Here is an 18,170-nt window from a genome sequence, read left to right as displayed (position 1 = left end):
CTCGGAACGCCGGCCTCCGTGCCCGGACCGCGGCTGCCCGGCCCGCGTGCCACGGGGGTGCCGCGGCACGTCCGAGCACCAGCTGCTGGCAGAATGTGCGTGTGAACACCGACACCACGCCCGCCGTGCCGCTGATCGACGCCCTCGAGACCACGCGTGATCTCCTGCGGGCCACCACACTGCCCCTGGCCACCGCCAGCGCCCCGCAGCAGCGTGAGAACGCGGCGCACGCCGTGGCGCAGCTCGACGACTACGTCCTGCCGCGCGTCCGCTCGCTCGACGCCCCGCTGCTCGCCGTGGTCGGCGGGTCCACCGGCGCGGGCAAGTCCACCCTGGTCAACGCGCTGGTGGGCCACCCCGTGACCCGCTCGGGTGCCATCCGCCCCACCACACGGCGGCCCCTGCTGATCCACCACCCGCGCGACGCCGGTGCCTTCACCACGCAGCGTGTCCTGCCCCGCCTGGCACGGGTCCGCGGGACGCTCACGGATCCGTCGCAGACCCCCGGTGGGCGCGACGGCACGAGCGACCCCGTGGCGGACACCGGTTCGCTGGTGCTGATCGGGGACGAGAACATCCCCGAGGGTCTGGCCATCCTCGACGCCCCGGACGTGGACTCCGTCTCGGACGACAACCGCGCCCTGGCGGCCCAGCTGCTCTCCGCCGCGGACCTGTGGCTGTTCGTGACCACGGCGAACCGCTACGCGGATGCCGTGCCGTGGCAGCTGCTGCGCAGTGCGGCGGGCCGTGACATCACGGTGGCCGTGGTTCTGGACCGGGTGCAGGCGGCGTCGGCGGGGGAGATCGAGGAGGACCTGCGGCGCATGCTGAACCAGGAGGGCCTGGGCTCGGCGCCCGTCTTCGTGGTCCAGGAGACCCCGCTCAACGAACTCGGGATGCTGCCGCGGACCGCGGTGGAACCCCTGCGGGACTGGCTGCGCGAGCTGGGCGCGGACGCCCACGCCCGCTCGGACATCGCCGCGCGCACGCTCGGCGGGGCCGTCCGCGGACTCGCGGAGACCACGGACCGCACCGCGGAGGCCGTCGCCGCCCAGCAGAACACCGAGGACCACCTGCGCCGGGAGGTGACCACCTCCTTCGACGAGGCCCTGCGCGCCATCGTGGACTCCACCCGGGACGGCACGCTGCTGCGCGGCGAGGTGCTGGCCCGGTGGCAGGACTTCGTGGGCACGGGTGAGTTCTTCCGCAGCCTGGAAGCCGGGATCGGGCGCGTCCGGGACCGCGTGACGTCCTTCTTCAGGGGCCAGCCCGCCCCCGAGGTCCGCGTGGAGGAGGCCATCGAGACCGGCCTGCAGGCGGTGATCGTGGAGAACACCGCGCGCGCGGCGGAACTGGCCGAGCGCCGCTGGCGGGACGAACCCGCCGGGCAGGTGCTGCTGGCCGGGCGCGACGCCGCAGCGCTGCCACCCGACTATCCCGAGCAGGTGGCCGCGAGCATCCGCGCGTGGCAGTCGGACGTGATGCTGATGATCCAGCAGGAGGGCGCGGGCAAGCGCACGCGGGCGCGAGCCATGTCCCTGGGGGTCAACGCCCTGGCGGTGATCCTCATGATCGCCGTGTTCTCCACCACGGGCGGACTGACCGGGCTGGAGGTGGGCATCGCCGGCGGCTCCGGAGTGGTGGGCACCAAGCTGCTCGAGGCCGTCTTCGGGGAGGACGCCGTGCGCCGCATGAGCGAACAGGCGCGCCGCAACCTGGAGACCCGGATCCGGGCGCTGCTGGAGCGCCGCGCGAAGCTGTTCTTGGACACCATCGACGAGCTGGGGGAGCACCCCACCGCCGAGCAGCTGCACGCGGCGGCCGACCGGGTGCGCGCGGAGAGTGAGGCCCTGTGAGCCCCCGCGCACGCACGCAGAGCACCACCCTCTCGGACCGGATCACCGGACTCGCCCGCGCCACGGAGATCGCCGAGGGGCGGCTGGACGAGGCTGCGGTGCAGCAGGCCCGGCAGACCCTGGACCGGGCGGGGGAGCGCAGGGCGCTCTCGGCGGACCACACGGTCGTCGGGTTCTTCGGCGCCACGGGATCCGGCAAGTCCACACTGTTCAACGCGGTGGTCGGTCAGGACCTCGCGCGCAGCGCGGCGCGCCGGCCCACCACGTCCTCGCCCCTGGCCGCCATCTGGGGGGACGAGGGCAGCGAGCCCCTGCTCGACTGGCTGGACGTCGCGGACCGCCGCGTGGTGGGCCCCGCGCTGAGCGTGGCCACCGGCCGGGGCCGCCGGGCCACCACGGCCACCGGCGGGCTCGTGCTGCTGGACCTGCCGGACTTCGACTCCGTGACCCGTGAGCACCGGGAGATCGTGCAGCGCATGGTGGGCCTGGTGGACGTGGTCGTGTGGGTGGTGGACCCCCAGAAGTACGCGGACGCCGTGCTGCACCAGGACTTCGTGCAGCCGCTCGCCCGCCACGGCGCGGTGACCATGGTGGTGCTCAACCAGGCGGACCGGCTCGCGCAGCGGGACGTCCCCTCCGTGCTGGGCTCGCTCGCGGAGCTCGTGGCGCAGGACGGGCTGCCCACCACCGGACCCAGCGCCCCCGTGGCGGTCTCCGCCCTCACGGGTCAGGGCGTGCCCGAGCTGCGGGACCGGATCCACGCGGTGGCCGCCAACCGCGCCGCCGCGGGCCAGCGCCTGGAGGCGGACGTGGTGCACGCGGCCACCGAGCTCGCGCGTGCCGCGGGCGAGGGTGATCCCCACGGCATCGACAGGGACGCGAGCGAACGCCTCACGGCCGGGCTGGCCCGAGCCGCGGGCACCGACATGGTCGCCGACGCCGCCGCCCGCTCCTACCGTCTGCGCGCCGGCAGGCACACGGGGTGGATCGCCACGCGCTGGCTCTCCCGGTTCCGGAAGGACCCGCTCAAGCGCCTGCACATCGAGAGCCATGACAGCAGCGCGGACCCCGGGGTGCACCGGACGTCCCTGCCGCCCATGAACGCGTCCCAGAAGGCCGCGGCGGACTCCGCGGTGCGCGGTTTCGCGGACGAGGTCTCCCGCGGTGCCGGGGAACCGTGGCGGCGCAGCGTCCGCACGGCCGCCCGCACCCACGAGCAGCGGCTGCCGGACGCGCTGGACCAGGCGGTGGCGCGCACGAAGTTCTCCGCCCGCGGCGCGTCCTGGTGGTGGATCTGCTTCGACGTGCTGCAGTGGCTCGCCATGGCCGCCACGGTGCTGGGACTGCTGTGGCTGCTGGGCCTGTTCCTGGCCGAGTACTTCCAGCTGCAGCTGCCCCCGCCGCCCACGGTGGAGGGCTTCCCCCTGCCCGTGCCCACGCTCATGGTGGTCACCGGCGTGGTCCTGGCCCTGTTCCTCGCGCTCACCGGCGCGGTGATCGCCTCGCTCGCCTCCCGCGTGCGGGCCTCCCGTGTCCGACGCCGCCTGCTCCGCTCCGTGCGCGAGACCGCCGAGGAGACCGTGGCCGTGCCGGTTCGCCGCGAGCTGGACGCGCACCGCGAGTTGACGGCGGCCGTGACGCGTGCGGGAGCGGACGAGCACTGACCCGGCCCGACGCCGCCCGCCGCCCCCGTCCGGGGGCCGCTGCCGTCCCGTGCGGGGACGGCGGGCGGCTCAGGCGGCGCTGACGCGCACCGCCTCGGTGAGCTGGCGGGCGGCCTGCACCACCACCTCCGCGTGCTTCTGACCGGGCTGCTTGGACAGCCGCTCGATGGGTCCGGAGATGGAGACCGCCGCGATCACCCGGCCGGAGGGCCCGCGGACGGGCGCCGAGACGGATGCGATGCCGGACTCGCGCTCGCCGATCGACTGGGCCCAGCCGCGTCGTCGCACGCCGGCGAGCGTGGTCGCGGAGAACCGGGCGTGCTGCAGCCCCTCGATGAGGCGCGCGTGGTCCTCCCACGCCACCAGCACCTGTGCCGCGGAACCGGCCTTCATGGAGAGCTGGGTGCCCACGGGGATGGTGTCCCGCAGCCCGATGGGGCGTTCGGCGGAGGCCACGCACACGCGCCACTCGCCCTGGCGTCGGAAGACCTGCGAGGACTCGCCGGTGCTGTCCCGCAGCTGCAGCAGCACGGGCGCCGCAGCGGAGATCAGCCGGTCCTCGCCGGCCGCCGAGGCCAGCTCCACGAGCCGTGATCCCAGCACGAAGCGGCCCTGCACGTCCCTGCCCACGAAGCGGTGGTGCGCGAGCGCCACCGCGAGCCGGTGCGCGGTGGGCCGGGCGAGGCCCGTGGCCTCCACGAGGTCCGCGAGCGAGGCCGGGCCGGCCTCGAGGGCGTCCAGGATGAGGGACGCCTTGTCCACCACTCCCACGCCGGAGGGGGAGTAGGACGAGTCGTCGGGGAGTCGGGATCCCGTGCCGTGGCCGCCGAGGGGCGAGCCCAGGGGCGCTCCGGAGGGATCCATGGCGTGCGTCGTGTCCATGCTTTGATATTGCCGTCTCACAATGCGAGAAGCAAGTCCGCGGGGTGGCACCGCGCCCGCGCAGTGGTGACGATGGACGAAACGGGCGCGCCCGCCGGGACCCGGAGCTCCGGACACGAGCGGCGGGCGCCGAGGCACGAGCAGGAGTGATGAGATGACCAGCACGGAGACCACCGCACCCCGGACACTGGCGGAGAAGGTGTGGGCCGACCACCTGGTCCGCCAGGGCGAGGCCGGGCGACCGGACCTGCTGTACATCGACCTCCACCTGCTCCACGAGGTCACGAGCCCCCAGGCGTTCGAGGGGCTGCGGCTCGCGGGCCGCGGGCTGCGCCGCACGGACCTGACCATTGCCACGGAGGACCACAACACGCCCACCGAGGACATCTTCTCGACCATCGCGGACGAGACCTCCCGCAAGCAGATCGAGACCCTGCGCGAGAACTGCGAGGAGTTCGGCGTGCGGCTGCACTCCCTGGGTGACGCCGAGCAGGGCATCGTGCACGTGGTGGGCCCGCAGCTGGGGCTCACCCAGCCGGGGATGACCGTGGTGTGCGGTGACTCCCACACCTCCACCCACGGGGCGTTCGGAGCGCTCGCCTTCGGGATCGGCACGTCCGAGGTGGAGCACGTGATGGCCACCCAGACCCTGCCGCTGGCGCCGTTCAAGACCATGGCGATCACCGTGGAGGGCACGCTCAAACCGGGCGTGAGCTCCAAGGACATCATCCTGGCCGTGATCGCGAAGATCGGCACGGGCGGCGGCCAGGGCTACGTGCTGGAGTACCGGGGCTCCGCCATCCGGGCCCTGTCCATGGAGGCGCGCATGACCATGTGCAACATGTCCATCGAGGCCGGGGCCCGTGCCGGGATGATCGCCCCGGACGAGACCACGTTCGACTACGTCCGGGGCCGCCCGCACGCACCGCAGGGCGAGGACTGGGACGCCGCCGTGGCGTACTGGCGCACCCTGCGCACGGACGAGGGCGCGCAGTTCGACCGCGAGGTGGTCATCGACGCGGACGAGCTGGAGCCGTTCGTCACGTGGGGCACCAACCCGGGCCAGGGCGTGCCGCTGTCCCGCGCGGTGCCGAACCCGGAGGAGGCCGGGGACGACAACGCCCAGGACGCCGCCCGCCGGGCCCTCGAGTACATGGGCCTGGAGGCGGGGACCCTCATGAAGGAGATCCCGGTGGACACCGTGTTCCTCGGCTCGTGCACCAACTCGCGGATCGAGGACCTGCGCGCCGCGGCCGAGATCCTCAGGGGCCGCAGCAAGGCAGAGTCCGTGCGCATGATGGTGGTTCCCGGCTCCGCCAGGGTGCGGCTGCAGGCCGAGGCGGAGGGCCTGGACCGCGTGTTCACGGACTTCGGTGCGGACTGGCGCTTCGCGGGCTGCTCCATGTGCCTGGGGATGAACCCGGACCAGCTGGCCCCGGGGGAGCGCTGCGCCTCCACCTCCAACCGCAACTTCGAGGGCCGCCAGGGCAAGGGCGGACGCACCCACCTGGTGTCCCCGGTGGTCGCGGCGGCCACCGCGGTGCGCGGAACGCTCAGCGCGCCGTCGGACCTCGAACCGGTGGCCTGAGCCCCGCCCGCCACTGCCCGACGCACCCAGCAAAGGACCCCAGCATGGAAAAGTTCACCACCCACCGCGGCGTGGGCGCACCCCTGAAGCAGTCCAACGTGGACACGGACCAGATCATCCCCGCCGTCTACCTCAAGCGCATCACCAAGACCGGGTTCGAGGACGCCCTGTTCGCGGGCTGGCGCCGGAACCCGGACTTCGTGCTCAACCGGCCGGAGTACCGCGGCGCCTCGGTGCTCGTGGCGGGGGCGGACTTCGGCACCGGGTCCTCCCGCGAGCACGCGGTGTGGGCCCTGCGGGACTACGGCTTCAAGGCCGTCATCTCCTCGCGCTTCGCGGACATCTTCCGCGGGAACTCCGGCAAGCAGGGGCTGCTGGCCGCCCAGGTGGAGCAGAGCGACGTCGAGCTGCTGTGGAAGCTCATGGCGGAGCAGCCGGGGGTCGAGATCGAGGTGGACCTGGAGTCCAGGACGGTCACGTGCGGTGCCGTGAGCGTGCCGTTCCAGATCGACGAGTACACCCGCTGGCGCCTGATGGAGGGCCTGGACGACATCGGACTCACGCTGCAGCACGAAGCGGACATCGAGGCGTACGAGGGCACCCGCCCGGGCTTCAAGCCCACCACGCTGCCCGCCCGAACCTGAGCGGGAACTGGACCGTGGGCTGCCCGGGGCCGGTAGAATGTCCAGGTCTCGTGCGCGTTCCGCGGGCGAGCACCCACTTCCCCCAGATCGGTAGGTCATGACTTCTTTGCGCATCACCGGCGGAGTTCCGCTGACGGGTCAGGTGACGGTACGCGGCGCCAAGAACCTGGTTCCCAAGGCCATGGTGGCCGCCCTGCTCGGGGCCACCCCCTCCACCCTGGGCAACGTGCCGGAGATCAAGGACGTCGAGGTCGTCACGGACCTGCTGGCGCTGCACGGTGTGGAGGTCACCCGCGACGACGCCCTGGGCGAGCTGACGCTGGACCCCACCAACGTCACCCGCGCCCGCCACGCGGACATCGACGCCCACGCCGGGGACTCCCGGATCCCCATCCTGCTGTGCGGTCCGCTGCTGCACGCCCTGGGGGAGGCCTTCATCCCGGATCTGGGCGGCTGCCGGATCGGCGACCGGCCCATCAACTACCACCTGGAGGTGCTGCGCAACTTCGGCGCCAAGGTGGAGAAGCTCGACTCCGGGATCCGCATGAGCGCCCCCCACGGGCTGCAGGGTGCGAAGATCGACCTCCCGTACCCCTCCGTGGGAGCCACCGAGCAGGTGCTGCTCACGGCCACGCGCGCCGAGGGCCACACCGAGCTGCGCGGCGCGGCCACCGAGCCCGAGATCATGGACCTGATCGCCATCCTGCAGAAGATGGGCGCGCTCATCACGGTGCAGACGGACCGGGTGATCCGCATCGAGGGTGTTCCCGAGCTGCAGGGCTACGTGCACGGCGCCCTGCCGGACCGCATGGAGGCGGCGTCGTGGGGTTCCGCGGCCCTGGCCACCGGCGGCGACATCTTCGTGGCCGGTGCCAAGCAGGCGGACATGATGACCTTCCTCAACACCTTCCGCAAGGTGGGCGGCGGACTGGACATCCGCGAGGACGGCATCCGCTTCTTCCACCCGGGCGGGGACCTCAACCCCCTGATCGTGGAGACGGACGTGCACCCCGGGTTCATGACCGACTGGCAGCAGCCGCTCGTGGTGGTGCTGACCCAGGCCAAGGGCGTGTCGATCGTGCACGAGACGGTGTACGAGAACCGCTTCGGGTTCACGCGCGCGCTCAACCGCATGGGTGCCGTGATCCAGGTGCACCGCGAGTGCCTGGGCTCCGTGCCGTGCCGCTTCGGGCAGCGCAACTTCCTGCACTCCGCCGTGATCTCCGGGCCCACGCCCCTGCAGGCCGCGGACATCAACATCCCGGACCTGCGCGGCGGGTTCTCCCACCTGATCGCCGCGCTCTCCGCCGAGGGCGTCTCCCACGTGACCGGGGTGGAGCTGATCAAGCGCGGCTACGAGCACTTCACGGACAAGCTGGGCGGCCTGGGCGCCACCTTCGACATCGACGAACGGTGAGTCCGGTCCTGACCCGGCCCCGGCACGGCGGCGCCGTGCGCGCACGGGAGCACCGGCGTGCGCGGGCCGGTCGCGGTCCCGTGGTCCCCGCGTCCCCTGCCACGAGGAGTGCCTGCCCGGATGAGTAGAACATCGCAGCGATCCACGTTCCGGGTGCTGGCGGGAATGGTCATCCCCGTCTACCGCGCCCTGGCGGTCCCGCGCTGGCGGGGCCTCGAGAACCTCCCGGACTCCGGTGGCTTCGTGGTGGTGGCCAACCACCTCACGGAGCTCGACCCCATCACGGTGGCCTACCCCGTCTACAAGGCCGGGATCATGCCCCGGTTCCTGGCCAAGGAGTCCCTGTTCCGCATCCCCGTGGTGGGTCACCTGCTGGGGCGGATCGGTCAGGTCCCCGTGTACCGCGGGACCTCCCGCGCGAAGGACTCGCTGGACGCCGCGTTCCAGGAGCTGGCCGACGGCGGAGCCATCATCGTGTACCCGGAGGGCACCATCACGCGTGACCCCACCATGTGGCCCATGCGCGGGCGCACGGGTGCCGCGCGGCTCGCGCTGCAGGCGGACGTGCCCGTGGTCCCGGTGGCCCACTGGGGGGACCAGGAGATCCTCTACCGCGATCCGCAGGGGCACCGCACCGTGCACCTGTGGCCGCGCAGCACCGTCCACGTGGCGGTGGGGGAGCCCGTGCACGCGCGGGACCTCGTGCCCGGAGGGATCCGGCAGCCCGGACGGCCCACCGCCGAGGAGCTCGCCCGGGCCACGGACACGATCATGGGTGCCATCACCGATCTCCTCTCGCAGCTGCGCGGCGAGCCCGCGCCCGCGCACCGCTTCGACCCCCGGGGCGGGGCGGCGGCGTCGTCACCCGGCACCGCGGCGAGCGCCCGGGAGCGCACCGCACCGAGCGGGCCCGCGGGGACCGACGGGGCGGCGCCCGGGGACGAGCTCGGGTCCGCCGACGGGGACGTGGCCCCGTGAGCCCGCGCCCGGAGGCTCCCGCGAAGGTCACGGTGCTCGGGGCGGGGTCGTGGGGCACCACCTTCGCCAAGGTGCTGGCCGACGCCGCCGCGGACGCGGGTGCCCCGCGCACCGTGTGCCTGTGGGGGCGCAACGCGCAGGCCGTGGCGGCCATGGCACGCGAGCGCCGCAACGACCGCTACGTCCCCGAGGTGCGCCTGCCCGACGGGCTGGAGTTCTCGAGCGACCTCGCGGCGGCCCTGGACGGGGCCGGTCTCGTGGTGGCGGCGATCCCCGCGCAGTCGCTGCGGGCGCAGCTGGAGATCGCCGCCCCGCACCTCGACCCCGATGCCGTGGTGCTGTCCCTGGCCAAGGGGCTGGAGTCCAGCACCGGGCTGCGCATGACCCAGGTGATCGCCGAAGTGCTGGGCGAGGGCACGGGCACCACCGCGGCGCACTGGCTCCGGCGCACGTGCGTGCTGTCCGGGCCGAACCTCGCCATGGAGATCGCCCGGGAGGAACCCACGGCCTCCGTGGTGGCCGCCCAGGAGCACGGGACGGCCGCGTGGGTGGCACGCTGCTGCGCCGCGCCGTACTTCCGCCCGTACACCAACACGGACGTGGTGGGCACGGAGATCGGGGGGCTCGTGAAGAACGTGATCGCCCTGTGCGTGGGGATCTGCGACGGGCGCGGCTACGGGGACAACTCCAAGGCCTCCGTGATGACCCGCGGGCTCGCGGAGACCACGCGGCTCGCGCTCGCGCTGGGCGGGCAGCTCACCACCCTCTCCGGCCTCTCGGGGATGGGCGACCTCGTGGCCACGTGCTCGTCCTCGCTCTCCCGCAACCACACGGCCGGTAGGCTTCTGGGTTCGGGGCTCACACTGGCACAGGTGCAGGACGCCATGACCCAGACGGCGGAGGGCATCAAGTCCGCCCCCGCGGTGCTCGCCCTCGCCCACCGGCACGGCGTGGACATGCCCATCACGGAGGCCGTGGTGGGTGTGCTGCGCAACGACATCCCCGTCCAGGAGCTGGCCCCCCGGCTGCTGGGCCGCGACCTGAAATCCGAAGGGAACAGCGCATGAGCATCACCCACGAGAACCCGGAGGCCACCGCCGAGGGCAGCAAACCCTGCGTGGCCGTGGTCTTCGGGGGGCGCTCGTCCGAGCACTCGGTCTCCCTCATCACGGCCCGCTCCGTGCTGCGCGCGATCGACCGGGACACCTGGGACGTGGTGAGCGTGGGGATCTCCACGGACGGCGCGTGGTTCCTGTACTCCCAGGAGGAGCTCGAGGCGCTGCTGGACGAGCACCCCATGGCCGAGCTGCCCGTGGGCACCCGCCGCGTGAGCCTGCCCCTGCAGGCCGGGGACAGCCGGCTGCTGATCCACGACTCCGGCGAGCACGGCGCCCCCATGTCCCGTGGCCGCCACGTGGATGCCGTGTTCCCCCTGTTGCACGGGCCCTTCGGGGAGGACGGCACCCTGCAGGGACTGCTGGAGCTCGCGGACCTGCCGTACGTGGGCTGCGGCGTCGCGGCGTCCGCCATCGGGATGGACAAGCACTTCATGAAGCTCGCGTTCCAGGCCGCCGGGCTGGAGGTGGGTCCGTACACCGTGGTGCACGACCGCACCTGGCGCACCGATCCGCAGGGGGTGCGCGAGGCCGTGGCTCAGCTCGGGTTCCCGGTGTTCGTGAAGCCCGCTCGGGCGGGCTCCTCCTTCGGCATCACGCGGGTGGACGAGCCGTCCCAGCTGGACGCCGCGATCGCGACGGCCCGCGAGCACGACCGCAAGCTCGTGATCGAGGCGGGGATCGAGGGTCGCGAGATCGAGTGCGCCGTCCTGGGCGGGCACGGCACGGACGAGGCCCGGGCCTCCCTGCCCGGCGAGATCGAGGTGCAGGGCCACGCGTTCTACGACTTCGAGGCCAAGTACCTGGAGGAGGACAGCGCCACGCTGTCCTGCCCCGCACGGCTGCCCCAGGACGTGATCGACACGCTGCGCTCCGCCGCCGTGCGCGCGTTCCACGCCGTGGACGGCGAGGGCCTCTCGCGCTGCGACTTCTTCGTGACCCCGGACCACCGCGTGGTGATCAACGAGATCAACACCATGCCCGGGTTCACGCCCATCTCCATGTACCCCCGCATGTGGGCGGCCACCGGGATCGAGTACAGCGCGCTGATCGACGAGCTCATCACCCTGGCCCTCGAGCGGCCCGTGGGACTACGCTGACCGGCAGCCGCCGCACGTGAACCGCGCGCGGGCGGACACCGGGACCGGGAGGAACGGCATGTGGCACAAGCGGGAGATGGTCGTGCACGAGAGCGATCCCTACAACGCCGAACCGCCACGAAACCGGTTGCTGGCGCCGCTCACCGATGCCGATTCCTTCTACGTCCGCAACCACGGCCCGGTGCCCGAGCTCTCCCCGGACACGTGGTCCGTGGCGGTCACCGGTCTGGTGTCCGAGCCCGTGACGCTCTCCCTGGGCCAGCTGCAGGCGCGCTTCGCCCAGCACACGGTGCTGGCCACGATGCAGTGCGCCGGCAACCGCCGCAGCGGCTTCCTCCCCGTCCGCGACATCCCGGGGGAGGATCCCTGGGGCCCCGGGGCCACCTCCACCGCACGGTGGACCGGTGTGCGCCTCGGTGACGTGCTGCGCGCCGCGGGGGTCCACGACGCCGCCCGGCACGTGGAGTTCGCGGCCCCGGAGGTCTCGCAGCTCGCGGACCCGCCGCAGCCCTACGGCGGATCGGTGCCGCTGGGGAAGGCGCTCGCGGACGAGGTGCTGCTCGCGTGGGGGATGAACGGCGCTCCGCTGCCCCCGGTGCACGGCGGACCCGTGCGCGTGGTGGTCCCCGGGTACGTGGGGGCGCGCAGCGTGAAGTGGGTGCGGCGCATCACGGTGCGCGCGGACCCGTCCGAGAACTACTTCCAGGCCACCGCGTACCGCGTGCTCGCCCCGGAGGAGGACCCCGACGCCGCCGGGCCGGGGGACGGGATCTCCCTGGGTCCGGTGGCCCTGAACTGCGACATCCTCTCGCCCGAGCCGGACGAGCGAGTGGGAACGGGCCCGGTGCTCGTGCGCGGCTACGCCCACGCCGGCGACGACCGCCGCGTGGCGCGCGTGGACGTGAGCGGGGACGGCGGGCGCACCTGGTGCCGGGCGGATCTCGACGCCGCCCCCTCCCCGTGGGCGTGGCAGCACTGGCGCGCCACGGTGGAGCTCGCGGGCCCGGGGCCGCACACGCTGCTCGCGCGGGCCTGGGACAGCACCGGCGCCTGCCAGCCGGAGTCGGCGGCGGCCCTGTGGAACCCCAAGGGCTACGTCAACAACTCGTGGGCCCGCGTGCCGGTCAACCCCGCGGCGGCGGCGGACTAAGTCCGGCCCCCGGGGCAACCGGCGGGTGCCGCACGCCCGCTCAGGATCGGCCCTGCTGCTCCAGGGTGTCCTTCACGGATAGGCACTTGCGGGTCTGGGGGACGTTCTGCACGGCGGAGCCGGCGTCCACCAGTGCCGTGGAGGAGGGCACGCGGCTGCCGTCGAAGAGCACCTCCACCGCGGGGGAGCGGCCGTAGGTCACCGCCCGCCACTGGTCTTTCTGCTCCGGCACCTCGGAGATCAGCCAGTCCACCCCGTTGACGTCCGTGCACGGGTCCGGTGTGGGCCCGGGCTCCTCGACGCCGCAGCGCACGATCATCGCGGACGGTTCCCCGTACGCCGTGGTGCCCTGGCTCGAGGTCTCCCGCTGCTCCATGTCGCTCACGTCCCCGGGCATGGCCAGCATCACGGATGCGCACGCGGGGTCCGCGGCGTGGGGCGCGCCCTCCACGGTCACCGCGGAGCCGCACCCGGTCAGCGCGAGCACGCCGGTGAGTGCCGCGGCGCCGGTGGTCAGGCGGCGTCGTCCCGTGCGGGACCACGCCGTGGCCCGCACCCGTGTCCCGACGGTCCCGCCGGCGTCGCCCCCGGCACCGTGACCCGCGCTGCCCCGCTGGGCCCTGATCGCGTCCCGGGACGCGGGACGTCGGGCGGGGGGCACGAGGGGGTTCAGGGGCGGGATGAGCATGGCATCCAGGATAGGTGACCGCACCTGGGAGCCGGGTCACCGTGGGCGTCGGACGGGGTGGCTAGGGTGCAGGTATGACGCACGAGAGCGCGGTACCGCCCGGCACCACCGTGGCGCAGATCGGGGAGACGCAGCTGCTGGAGGCGTTCCTGCCGGTGGCCACAACGCGCGGGCCGCACGTGCTGGTGGGGCCGGGGGACGACTGCGCCGTTGTCGCGGCCCCCGGGGAGCGCGTGGTGCTCACCACGGACACGCTCACGCTCGGGCAGGACTTCCGCACGGTGTGGCCGTGCGGGTACCGCACCACGGGGACGGACCTCGGCCACAAGTGCGCCGCCCAGAACCTCGCGGACGTCGCCGCCATGGGGGCCGTGCCCACCGCGGTGGTGGTGTCCCTCACGCTGCCCGGGGACACGCCCGTGCAGTGGGTCGCGGACTTCGCGGCAGGGCTCTCCCGGGCGTTCGAGGAGCTCGGCGCCACGGAGTGCGCCCTGGTGGGCGGGGACCTCGGGCGCGGTGCGGAACTGTCCGTGACCGCCACGGTCACGGGACGCTGCGAGGGCGAACCCGTGCTGCGCAGCGGCGCCACGGGCGGTGGGACCCTCGTGCACGCCGGAGTGCTGGGGCGGGCCGCGGCGGGACTGGACGCCCTGGAAGCAGGATCTCCCGGCCCCTGGGACGCAGTGGCGGGATCCGAGCGGCTCGCCCTGCGCGCGGCCCAGCTGCGTCCGGCGCCGCCCGTGCCGCTGGGCCCGGTACTCGCGCGGGCCGGTGCCACCGCCATGCTGGACGTCTCCGACGGTCTGCTCCGGGACGCCGGACGGATCGCCCGGGCCAGCGGGCTGCGCATCGACCTGGACCCGGCCGCCCTGGAACCCTGCGTGGCCGCACTGGCAGGGCCGGCGGCCGCCGCGGGGGCGGACCCGTGGCAGTGGGTGCTGACCGGGGGCGAGGACCACGGGCTGCTCGCGGTGCTGCCTGTGGATTCCCCGGTTCCACCGGGGGCCCGTGCGATAGGCTCGTGTGCGCCCGCGTCGCCCGTGGGCAGGCACCGCACCAACGGGCCCGAGGGTCAGCCGGGCCGGGGCCCGTCCGTGACCGTTGCGGGGCGCTCCTCCGCGCAGTGGTTCGGCCGCGACGTCGTTGAAGGATGGGATCACTTTGAGCCATAAACCTGGCTCCTCCACCACCGAGGTGCGCAACTGGCTGGACGCCGCGCACCGGGACCTGCGGGAGCACGCGGAGCTGCTGGACGACCTCAACGTCTTCCCCGTCGCGGACGCGGACACCGGCGCGAACCTCAGTGTCACCGTGGGCTACGCCGCGGAGGCCGCCCACCTGATCGAGGGCAGGGACGTGGGCGAGCTCCTCGTGCACGCCGGCCGGGCCGCCCTCGAGGAGGCCCGCGGCAACTCCGGGGTGCTCGCCGCCGTGACGCTGACCGCCATGGGCTCCGCGGTGGAGGGAAGCACCCGGCTCACCGCGGCCCAGCTCAGGGACGCCCTCACGGCCGCACAGGTACGCTGCTCGTCCAGTCTCACCGAACCCGTGCGCGGCACCATGATCTCCGTGCTGCAGGCCGCCGGCGAGGTCCCCGTCCCGGAGGACTGCGCGGAGGGCTCCAACCAGCAGCTGGCGCGGTGGCTGGACCTGATGGTCGGCGCGTGCGCGGAGGTCGTGATCGACTCCGTCTCGCAGATCCCCGTGCTCACCGAGCGCGGGACCGTGGACTCCGGGGCGCTCGGCATGCTCATCGTCCTCGCGGCGCTGCGCGCGGAACTGGGTGGTGCGGCGGATCGTACGGACCCGGTCCGGGAGATCATCCGCGGCCACACCACCCCCCGCACGGCGGCCGCCCACGAGCAGCAGGAGGGCTACGAGGTCATGGGCACCATGGACCTCACCGCGCTGGACGCCGCCGAGCTGCGCCACGAGCTCGACGACGCCGGGCACAGCGTGATCGTCAGTGCGGTGGGCGAGCACGAGGACGGCTACACGTGGCGCGTCCACGTGCACGTCACGGACCCGGACGTGGCCCTGGACCTGATGCGCCGCCGCGGCACCGCCCGCAACGTGGCGGTCACGAGCCTCTCGGCGGAGCCCCGGTGACCCGGGACCGTGCGTCCGGGTCTGATCCGGATCCGGACCGCCGGGGTGAGGGCGCGGACGCCCCAGGGGCGGTTGCCCCGAACAACGACACCGCGAACCACGGCGCCGCCCGCGAGGGCTCCCAGGACCGCGGACCGCTCGCGGCCTTCCCCGAGCTGCTGGACCAGCCGCTCACCCGGTACGTCCCGGGCACGTCCCCGCGCTCCACGGTGGCGCTGCTGGCCAAGGACATGGGGATCACCACCGTGGGCCAGCTGCTGGACCACGCACCGCGGCGCTACATCCGCCGCGGGAGGATCCAGGCCCTCACGGAGCTGGTGGCGGGGGAGCGCACCTCGTTCGTGGCGCGCGTGGAGAGTTCGAGCACCCGGCGGATGCGCAGCGACCCCCGGCGCAGCCTCACGGACGTGATCGTGTGCGACGACTCCGGGGCGAGTCTGAAGATCACGTTCTTCAACGCGTACTCCGCGCAGAAGGACCTCCCCGTGGGGTCGCTCGCGCTGTTCACGGGCAAGCCCGAGTACTACCGGGGCGAGCTCGCCATGACGGGCGCGGACTACGCCCCCGTGGACACCCCGGAGTCCGTGCTGGACGCCACCTCCGACACCGGTGAGCTGCTGCCCATCCCGGTGTACCCGGAGGCCGGGAAGCTCACCACGCCGAAGCTCACCAGGGTGCTCCACCAGCTGCTGCTCACCGCGGACCTGGACTCGTTGCCGGACCCCCTGTCCCCGGAGCTGCTCGCGGCGCAGGACCTGCCGCCGCTCGGACAGGCGTACCGGGACCTGCACCGCCCCGAGACGGTGGCGGCGTACGAACTGGCTCGCAGGCGGTTCCGGTTCCAGGAGGCCTTCGTCCTGCAGACCGAGCTGATGCGCCGCCGCGCCGAGCACGCCGCCCGCCCGGTGGACCCGCGGCCCCCGCGCCCGGACGGCATCCTCGCGCGCTTCGACGCCGCCCTGCCGTTCGAGCTCACCCCCGGGCAGCGCGAGGTGGGCGAGCAGATCGCGGCGGAGCTCGCCGGCACCGCCCCCATGAACAGGCTGCTCCAGGGGGACGTGGGCTCGGGCAAGACCGTGGTGGCCCTGCGTGCCATGCTCCAGGTGGTGGACAACGGCGGGCAGGCCGCCATGCTCGCCCCCACCGAGGTGCTGGCCACGCAGCACCACGATAAGATTACCGCCGCCCTCGGCCCCCTGGCGGCACCCGGACAGCTGGGCGGGGATCCGCTGGCCACCGGGGTCGTCCTGCTCACAGGGTCCATGCCCGCGGCGGCGCGCCGCCGGGCACTGCTCGACGCCGCCAGCGGGGCCGCCGGGATCGTGGTGGGCACCCACGCGCTGATCCAGGACACCGTGCAGTTCGCGGACCTCGGCCTCGCGGTGGTGGACGAGCAGCACCGTTTCGGCGTGGAGCAGCGGGACGCCCTGCGCGCCAAGGCCGGGCAGGCACCCCACACCCTCGTCATGACGGCCACGCCCATCCCGCGCACGGTGGCCATGACGGTCTTCGGAGACCTGGACGTCAGCACCCTGCGGGAGCTGCCGGGCGGGCGCCGCCCCGTCGAGACCTTCGTGGTGGGGCTCGCGGAGCACGGCCCCGCGTGGGAGCGCCGCGTGTGGGCGCTCGCGGCGGAGCACGTGGCACGGGGCCGTCAGGTCTACGTGGTGGCCCCCAAGATCGGCGACGACGCCGCCCTGCCGCCCTTCACGTCCCTGCGCGCCTCGCTCGAGGCGCAGCAGGAGGATCCGGAACCGGCCACCGTCACGTGGCTCGAGGAGCTCGTGGCCGCGCAGCCCGAGCTGCGCGCCGCCCGGACTGCGGTGCTGCACGGCCGGCAGGACGCGCAGACCAAGGCCGGGACCATGTCCGGATTCGCCGCCGGGGACATCGACGTCCTCGTGTCCACCACCGTGGTGGAGGTGGGGGTGGACGTCCCCAACGCCACGCTGATGGTCGTGGTGGACCCGGAACGCTTCGGGATCTCCCAGCTGCACCAGCTGCGGGGGCGGATCGGGCGCGGTGAGTACGCGAGCACGTGCCTGCTGGTCACGCGCGCGGCCCCGGACCACCCGGCACGGGCCCGCCTCGAGGCCGTGGCCGCCACCACGGACGGCTTCGAGCTCGCCGAGGTGGACCTGCAGCTGCGCAAGGAGGGCGACATCCTGGGAGCATCGCAGTCCGGCGGCCGTTCCGGGCTGCGCTGGGTCAGCGCACTGCGGGACGAAGCGCTCGTGGCGCGGGCCAGGACCGCGGCGGAGGCGGTGATCCGCGCGGACCCGGACCTCAGCGGGCACCCCGTGCTGCGGGCCACCATCGACCGGGTCCTGGACGAGGACCGACAAGCATTCCTGGAGCGAGGATGACACGCATCATTGCCGGCCGGGCCGGTGGCCAGCGGCTGAGGTCCGTGCCCGGTTCCGCCACCCGGCCCACCACGGACCGGGTCAAGGAGTCCCTGTTCGGACGCCTGGACGCGTGGGGGATGTGCGAGGACGCCCGCGTCCTGGACCTCTTCGCCGGCTCCGGTGCCCTGGGGCTCGAGGCGGCGAGCCGGGGGGCCGCGGTGGTCACTCTCGTGGAGAAGGCCTCGGCCGCGGTGGCCGTGTGCCGCGAGAACGCCCGGGCGCTGGCGGCGTCGTGCCCGGAGGCCAAGATCACCACCGTCCACTCGGCCGTGGCGGGGTACCTGGGGCGGGCGCCCTTCCACCGCTGGGACCTCGTGCTCGCGGACCCGCCCTACCCCCTGGAGAACGCGGAACTCACCCGCCTGCTCTCCCTGCTCGTGGGGCGGCTGGGGCCGGGCGGGGTGGTCGTGGTGGAGCGCTCCGTGCGCACAGGGGAGCCCGACTGGCCGCGGGGACTGCGCCGCTTCGAGCGCAGCGACCACGGGGAGACCGTGCTGTGGTACCTCGAGGCGGACGAGGAGCCCCGCAACGACAGCGGCCCCGAGGAGTGAGCTCCGCCGCACGGGATGTG

The 18,170-nt window shown here is 73.7% G+C and carries 15 protein-coding genes; 13 read left to right on the top strand and 2 right to left on the bottom strand.

What is annotated here, in order from left to right; genetic code table 11:
* Positions 1–101 precede the first annotated feature (101 nt).
* Both C1C97_RS02915 and C1C97_RS02910 read left to right on the top strand, forming a co-directional pair.
* Positions 102–1,856 (top strand): dynamin family protein, encoded by a 1,755-nt coding sequence (locus C1C97_RS02915; RefSeq protein WP_121029926.1) that lies wholly within the window; start codon positions 102–104, stop codon positions 1,854–1,856.
* Complete coding sequence (locus C1C97_RS02910; protein WP_121029925.1) at positions 1,853–3,520, top strand: GTPase; 1,668 nt, start codon at positions 1,853–1,855, stop codon at positions 3,518–3,520. The genes C1C97_RS02915 and C1C97_RS02910 overlap by 4 nt, the downstream gene beginning before the upstream one ends.
* Before the next feature lie 69 nt (positions 3,521–3,589).
* On the opposite strand, the gene C1C97_RS02905 is transcribed toward C1C97_RS02910, so the two are convergent.
* Positions 3,590–4,402, bottom strand: coding sequence for an IclR family transcriptional regulator (locus C1C97_RS02905; RefSeq protein ID WP_121029924.1), 813 nt, complete (start codon positions 4,400–4,402; stop codon positions 3,590–3,592).
* Between the two features lie 154 nt (positions 4,403–4,556).
* Here C1C97_RS02905 and leuC point away from each other — a divergent pair, with 154 nt between their 5' ends.
* The 7 genes from leuC (at position 4,557) to C1C97_RS02870 (ending at position 12,394) form a co-directional block, all read left to right on the top strand.
* On the top strand, positions 4,557–5,990 hold the full coding sequence (leuC, locus tag C1C97_RS02900; protein ID WP_121029923.1) for a 3-isopropylmalate dehydratase large subunit: 1,434 nt from the start codon (positions 4,557–4,559) through the stop codon (positions 5,988–5,990).
* Between the two features lie 44 nt (positions 5,991–6,034).
* Positions 6,035–6,634 carry a 3-isopropylmalate dehydratase small subunit gene (gene leuD, locus C1C97_RS02895; RefSeq protein WP_121029922.1) on the top strand — a complete coding sequence of 200 codons (600 nt, stop codon included), beginning with the start codon at positions 6,035–6,037 and terminating at the stop codon, positions 6,632–6,634.
* A 97-nt stretch (positions 6,635–6,731) separates the two neighbouring features.
* On the top strand, positions 6,732–8,051 hold the full coding sequence (gene murA, locus C1C97_RS02890; RefSeq protein ID WP_110920027.1) for a UDP-N-acetylglucosamine 1-carboxyvinyltransferase: 1,320 nt from the start codon (positions 6,732–6,734) through the stop codon (positions 8,049–8,051).
* 120 nt (positions 8,052–8,171) lie between these two features.
* On the top strand, positions 8,172–9,029 hold the full coding sequence (locus C1C97_RS02885; RefSeq protein WP_110920028.1) for a lysophospholipid acyltransferase family protein: 858 nt from the start codon (positions 8,172–8,174) through the stop codon (positions 9,027–9,029).
* Positions 9,026–10,096 carry an NAD(P)H-dependent glycerol-3-phosphate dehydrogenase gene (locus C1C97_RS02880; RefSeq protein ID WP_110920029.1) on the top strand — a complete coding sequence of 357 codons (1,071 nt, stop codon included), beginning with the start codon at positions 9,026–9,028 and terminating at the stop codon, positions 10,094–10,096. The genes C1C97_RS02885 and C1C97_RS02880 overlap by 4 nt, the downstream gene beginning before the upstream one ends.
* Positions 10,093–11,244 (top strand): D-alanine--D-alanine ligase family protein, encoded by a 1,152-nt coding sequence (locus C1C97_RS02875; protein ID WP_110920030.1) that lies wholly within the window; start codon positions 10,093–10,095, stop codon positions 11,242–11,244. Before C1C97_RS02880 ends, C1C97_RS02875 begins: the two co-directional genes overlap by 4 nt.
* A gap of 58 nt (positions 11,245–11,302) precedes the next feature.
* Complete coding sequence (locus C1C97_RS02870; RefSeq protein WP_121029921.1) at positions 11,303–12,394, top strand: sulfite oxidase; 1,092 nt, start codon at positions 11,303–11,305, stop codon at positions 12,392–12,394.
* A 40-nt stretch (positions 12,395–12,434) separates the two neighbouring features.
* Here C1C97_RS02870 and C1C97_RS02865 read toward each other — a convergent pair whose 3' ends face one another.
* The gene (locus C1C97_RS02865; protein WP_121029920.1) at positions 12,435–13,082 is read right to left on the bottom strand and encodes a DUF3515 family protein; all 648 of its coding nucleotides are present in this window, start codon (positions 13,080–13,082) and stop codon (positions 12,435–12,437) included.
* A 74-nt stretch (positions 13,083–13,156) separates the two neighbouring features.
* Between C1C97_RS02865 and thiL the strand changes: the two genes are divergently transcribed.
* From thiL to rsmD, 4 genes are read left to right on the top strand one after another with little or no spacing between them, the layout of a single operon-like run.
* The gene (gene thiL / locus C1C97_RS02860; RefSeq protein ID WP_110919027.1) at positions 13,157–14,254 is read left to right on the top strand and encodes a thiamine-phosphate kinase; all 1,098 of its coding nucleotides are present in this window, start codon (positions 13,157–13,159) and stop codon (positions 14,252–14,254) included.
* Positions 14,244–15,191 carry a DAK2 domain-containing protein gene (locus tag C1C97_RS02855; protein ID WP_233542681.1) on the top strand — a complete coding sequence of 316 codons (948 nt, stop codon included), beginning with the start codon at positions 14,244–14,246 and terminating at the stop codon, positions 15,189–15,191. The genes thiL and C1C97_RS02855 overlap by 11 nt, the downstream gene beginning before the upstream one ends.
* Complete coding sequence (locus C1C97_RS02850) at positions 15,188–17,557, top strand: ATP-dependent DNA helicase RecG (RefSeq protein ID WP_199712159.1); 2,370 nt, start codon at positions 15,188–15,190, stop codon at positions 17,555–17,557. The genes C1C97_RS02855 and C1C97_RS02850 overlap by 4 nt, the downstream gene beginning before the upstream one ends.
* Positions 17,554–18,150, top strand: a complete 597-nt coding sequence (gene rsmD, locus C1C97_RS02845) for a 16S rRNA (guanine(966)-N(2))-methyltransferase RsmD (RefSeq protein WP_121029919.1) — start codon at positions 17,554–17,556, stop codon at positions 18,148–18,150. The genes C1C97_RS02850 and rsmD overlap by 4 nt, the downstream gene beginning before the upstream one ends.
* Positions 18,151–18,170: the final 20 nt, after the last annotated feature.

It is taken from the genome of Kocuria tytonis (genome assembly GCF_003226895.2).
In the GTDB taxonomy this organism is placed as follows: Bacteria; Actinomycetota; Actinomycetes; order Actinomycetales; family Micrococcaceae; genus Kocuria; species Kocuria tytonis.
This window is presented reverse-complemented; position numbering and strand designations above follow the sequence as displayed.